The 5,086-nt window shown below is 39.0% G+C and carries 5 protein-coding genes; 3 read left to right on the top strand and 2 right to left on the bottom strand.

The window, feature by feature from the left end; translation table 11 throughout:
• Positions 1-266 precede the first annotated feature (266 nt).
• Positions 267-1,517 (bottom strand): beta-ketoacyl-ACP synthase II, encoded by a 1,251-nt coding sequence (gene fabF, locus AC3DU7_RS24725; protein WP_488041949.1) that lies wholly within the window; start codon positions 1,515-1,517, stop codon positions 267-269.
• A gap of 61 nt (positions 1,518-1,578) precedes the next feature.
• Positions 1,579-1,830, bottom strand: coding sequence for an acyl carrier protein (gene acpP, locus AC3DU7_RS24720; RefSeq protein WP_488041948.1), 252 nt, complete (start codon positions 1,828-1,830; stop codon positions 1,579-1,581).
• Positions 1,831-2,057: 227 nt separating this feature from the next.
• On the opposite strand from acpP, the gene AC3DU7_RS24715 reads away from it, so the two are divergent.
• The 3 genes from AC3DU7_RS24715 to AC3DU7_RS24705 form a co-directional block, all read left to right on the top strand.
• Positions 2,058-2,963, top strand: a complete 906-nt coding sequence (locus AC3DU7_RS24715; protein ID WP_488041947.1) for a CoB--CoM heterodisulfide reductase iron-sulfur subunit B family protein — start codon at positions 2,058-2,060, stop codon at positions 2,961-2,963.
• Between the two features lie 595 nt (positions 2,964-3,558).
• Positions 3,559-3,804 (top strand): photosystem I iron-sulfur center protein PsaC, encoded by a 246-nt coding sequence (gene psaC / locus AC3DU7_RS24710; RefSeq protein WP_006616272.1) that lies wholly within the window; start codon positions 3,559-3,561, stop codon positions 3,802-3,804.
• Positions 3,805-4,447: 643 nt separating this feature from the next.
• The coding region (locus AC3DU7_RS24705) for a hypothetical protein (RefSeq protein ID WP_488041946.1) at positions 4,448-5,086 on the top strand (639 nt) is incomplete at its 3' end.

Here is a 5,086-nt window from a genome sequence, read left to right as displayed (position 1 = left end):
CTACTCCCTACTCCCTACTCCCTGCCGAGCGCAAAAAGACTAGTGAAGCGCAAACTCTATTTAGGCATTATTTTTTGTCAACCTTTTCGCTTACTGCGCTTTGAGCTGGAAGTTGTAAATACCTGAGCGAGTAGCGCTGTACCAAAAAATCACACCGCACAGTCTAGTATAATCTCATGTGCGATCGCGACTGAATACCAGCAAAGATTTACTTGAAGTATTAAAAAGGGGGCTTGCGCCCCCTAAATAATTTCTAGTGCTAATCTCTAAACGTATTTCTTAAATACTAGAGTGACATTATGGCCTCCAAACCCAAATGAGTTTGATAAGGCTGCTTCTACTTTGTGAGCACGACTTATATGGGGGACATAATCTAGGTCACATTCTGGATCGGGATTATCTAGATTGATTGTCGGTGGAATTTGGTCATGAGCGATCGCCATTACTGTTGCTATAGCTTCAATACCCCCAGACCCTGCTAACAAATGACCAGTCATTGACTTAGTTGAACTAATTGCTACCTTATAAGCACTTTCACCTAATGCCTTTTTAATAGCTTTTGTCTCTGTTGGGTCATTTGCTCCTGTACTGGTACCGTGGGCATTTATGTAACTAATTTGTGCTGGAATTAAAGCAGCATCTTTCATGGCCAACTGTATAGCTCTACTTGCCCCCTCTCCATCTGCAGCAGGAGCGGTCATATGATAGGCATCACAAGTCATACCATAACCAACTACCTCTGCATATATCCTTGCCCCACGGCTGAGGGCACATTCCAATTCTTCTAAGAGAATAACTCCAGCACCTTCACCCATAACAAAGCCATCGCGATCGCGGTCAAAAGGACGACTTGCATGAGCTGGGTCATCATTACGTCTGGATAAGGCCTTAGCAGAAGCAAATCCTGCCAATCCTAAAGGGGTAATTGCAGATTCCGCCCCACCACAAAGCATTGCTTGAGCAAATCCCCTTTGGATCAGACGGAAAGCATCTCCTACAGCATTTGACCCTGAAGCACAAGCAGTTACACAACAAGAGTTAGGTCCTTTAGCTCCAGTATGAATTGCCGTTAGACCGGCGGCCATATTAGCAATCATCATTGGAATCATAAAGGGGCTACACTTAGAAGGACCACGAGTCAGATATATCTCTTGTTGATCTTCTAATACTTTTAGGCCACCTACCCCAGTGCCAATTATTACCCCCACCTGTTCTGCGTTTAGGTCATTGATTTCAAATTTGGCATCAGCTACAGCCTGTTTGCTCGCTGCAACTGCAAACTGGGAAAATCGGTCCATTCGTTTCGCATCTTTAGGACCAACATAGTCGTGAGGGTCAAATCCTTTTACCTCTCCAGCAATACGACATTTGTGTTTTGAAGCATCGAATCTGGTTATTGGGCCTATACCATTTTTACCACTTAATAACCCGTTCCAATAATCAGACAGGGTGTTGCCAATAGGTGTTAAAGCACCCATTCCTGTAACAACTACCCGTTTCAACTCAGAATTTGTCATAATTTTCTTTTTCAGAAATTCCACACCCAGAAGGCAGAAACTTTGAGTTTTGGGAATGATGTTATGCTTTAGCTGTTAGTTGATTTTCAATATAGTCCACAGCAGCTTGAACAGTAGAAATTTTTTCTGCTTCTTCGTCAGGAATCTCGATTTCAAATTCTTCTTCCAATGCCATAACTAACTCTACGGTATCTAGAGAATCAGCTCCTAGATCGCTGGCAAAATTAGATTCTGGTTTTACTTCTTCTTTTGCTTTTTCTAGCTGGTCGGCCACAATTGTCTGTACCTTGTCCAAAATTTCACCTTGGCTCATAAAATTTTCTCCTTTTTAGTTTGGATATTGCGTCTATCATCTTATCTGAAAACTGAGAACCCTCTATTACGGCAAACAGGCAAATGAGTTTTGTGAATGCCTTTTTTGATTTTGTGATTAAATTTTGTATTAGAATACAATCTTATAATTATAAGTAAGTAACAAAAAAATTATATATACTAATAAGTTATGTCTATAATAATGACCTTATATAATTAGTTAATGTCATGCAATCTCAAACACTGAAATATGCTTACTTCCCTGGCTGTGTTGCTCAAGGTGCTTGCCGGGAGCTTTACCAATCGACCCAAGTTCTTACTCAAGCTCTGGGAATAGAGTTAATAGAATTGAAAAAAGCTGCCTGTTGTGGTTCTGGTACTTTTAAAGAAGATTCTCAACTATTAGAAGATACTGTTAATGCTCGTAATATAGCTTTGGCCGAAGAGCTAAATTTAGCTTTACTAACTCACTGTAGTACTTGTCAAGGGGTAATTGGTCATGTCGATGAACGTCTCAAGGAATCTCAACAAACCAATCCTGACTATGTAGATCAAATTAATGGTCTTTTACAAAAACAGACTTGTTCTCCATATCAAGGCAGCACAGAGGTCAAACATTTACTTCATGCCCTAGTTGCAGATTATGGTCTAGAAGAAATTCAAAATCGTGTTACCCGTAAACTCTCTGGCCTCAAATGTGCTGCGTTCTATGGTTGTTATCTACTTAGAGGTCAAACTAATTTGCCATTAGATGACCCCTATCAACCAGAATCTATGGAAAATGTATTTCGAGCTATTGGGGCGACTCCAATTTATTACCGAGGCCGGACTCAATGTTGTGGTTGGCCTCTTTCTAGTTATGCCACCAATCAAGCTTTTCAAATGGCCGGAAATCATGTGAGCGAAGCTATTGACAGAGGTGCTGATTGTATGGTGACGCCTTGTCCTTTGTGTCACTTAAATTTAGATTCTCGTCAACCAGAGGTAGAAAAAGTGATTGGACGTAAGTTAGGTTTACCAGTGTTGCACTTACCTCAACTAATAGCTCTAGCTTTGGGCATTTCTCCAACAGAATTGGGTTTGGATCGTCACGTAGTTTCAACTCGTCCAGTATTAGAAAAGTTAGGACTATAGCTGAAGTCATTTCAGTTATCAGTTATCAGTTATCAGTTATCAGTTATCAGTACCTCTGCCTGTTTGCGCAGCATGACCTAGGAAAGTATTGGGATTGAAATACTAAACTTTATTTTCTCTTGGTTGATTGGATATGGCGAGGTTTCCTCGCCATCCCACACTACGGGAAGCTGCGCTAACGACCGCTTTTTTATTCCCTTGAAAAGACAAGCTATTGACTTTATTTTTTAGTCAGGAGTCAAGAGTCAGGAGTAGGGGCGTTAACGATAGTTATGCGAAGCAAACACCGTTCGCCCATAATAATCAGGAGTTAGGAAATTTTTTTTGCTTTGGTCTGAGGAACTTGCTCCTGGCCTGAAACTTTTCAAGCAAATCCCCATAGTTGCCAATATTTACTTTTTCCTGACTCTGAAAAAGTTTGGTCATTCATCACTAATTTACCCGAACATTGAGATATTTTAAGTTTTTCAACAATGTTTATCAATGGTGAGAAGTGGTGCGGTAAACTAAGTCGAAGCATTCACTTCTAAAACTTGCTGTCTCATCTGCCTTTATGCAGGTACGGCAAAATCAATTTGTTGGGAGAATTTAATTCATGTCTCATTCAGTAAAAATTTATGATACTTGCATCGGTTGCACCCAGTGTGTTCGTGCTTGTCCACTAGACGTTCTAGAAATGGTACCTTGGGATGGTTGTAAGGCAGGCCAAATTGCTTCATCTCCTCGTACTGAAGATTGCATTGGTTGTAAGCGTTGTGAGACTGCTTGCCCCACTGACTTTTTGAGTGTCCGGGTTTACCTTGGCGCTGAAACTACTCGTAGTATGGGTCTCGCTTACTAATACTCTTTCCCCTCTATTGGTTTTTGGTTTGAGATTTAATAGAGGGGTAAAAACAGAAGCTGAAATCTTACCTAAATATACTTAAACTTACTTTTTTTCAAATTTTTTAGTAGTCAATGGCAAAGCTTATTTTATACTTAAATCACTAGGTGGAGTTCCCGCCGATTTTAAGCCTGTGGAGAAGATAGGTTACAGCCCATGAGGCAGTGGTCTTCAGTGAAACAGGAAGCTTGTCTCCAAAGCTCAAACCTCGGTTTGGGTAAGTTTGGGTAAGTTCAGCAGAACGGTTGGAAAATTTTAGATATAAAAACTTAAAATTTTGTAGAGGGAATTAATAATTTTCCCTCTATTTTTTATTTTGGGATTAAATTATGTTTTTGAACTAGGAGATGAAGCTAAAATTTTTCTATTTCCTCAATACTAAAACACCAGATATTATAGCGCTACGCGCAATTCAAAAGTCAAAAGTCAAAAGTCAAAAGTAATATCTGACTGAGTTTGAGAATTTATAAATGTCCTAACCTAAATCCGTAGTGCTATATCATTAGATATGCAGATTGATAAGAGGATTCTAATTCACAGAATTACCTAGTATTAACTATTAACATAATACTTGAAATATTCAGGCAAAAAAAGTAGTGAAATGGAATTACAAGAAGCTTTAGAAAGATATCAAGGTACTAAACTCAACCTGGATGAATTGAGCAAATATCAACAGTGGGCTTTCCGTTATTTCCATAATGAAGAGTTTGTCTTGAACCCAAACCTTTCAGTGACTATACAGCTAGATTTGGTAAAACCTCGTGAGGTTTATGAAAGGTCTTTTCAAAATACTCAAGGAGCATCTTTTCAAGCTTATTTGATGTGGAACTTAGTCAAAGCTTTATCTCTAGAGTGGACTTTCAGTACCCGCAAAATTGATGGGCAGTGGTATCTCTTTCAGAATATCCCAGTTTATTTCCCTATTGTTGTTGGTGGAGATAATAGGTTTAAAAATATGATTATTAACGATATTATCTTCATGAATTGGACAAAGTTTTGTAGAGTATATCGAGACTCTATTGAAAACTCCAATGATCTTGGTTCTTTTTCTAAATTGACATGGGAGATTTCTCATTTTATTGGTAATTTACCCTACCTAAACTTTACTTCATTTCAAATGCACCATGCAACACAGAAAACTGGTCGGCCTATATTTTACTTTGGACAACGCTACAATTTGTACCAACGACAGACTGTTCCATTAAGTATTACCTTCGACCATGCAAATACAGATCCCTAT

Source organism: Okeania sp., assembly GCF_983059655.1.
The sequence above is the reverse complement of the archived record's forward strand: the minus strand, read 5'-3'. Positions and strand labels throughout refer to the sequence as shown.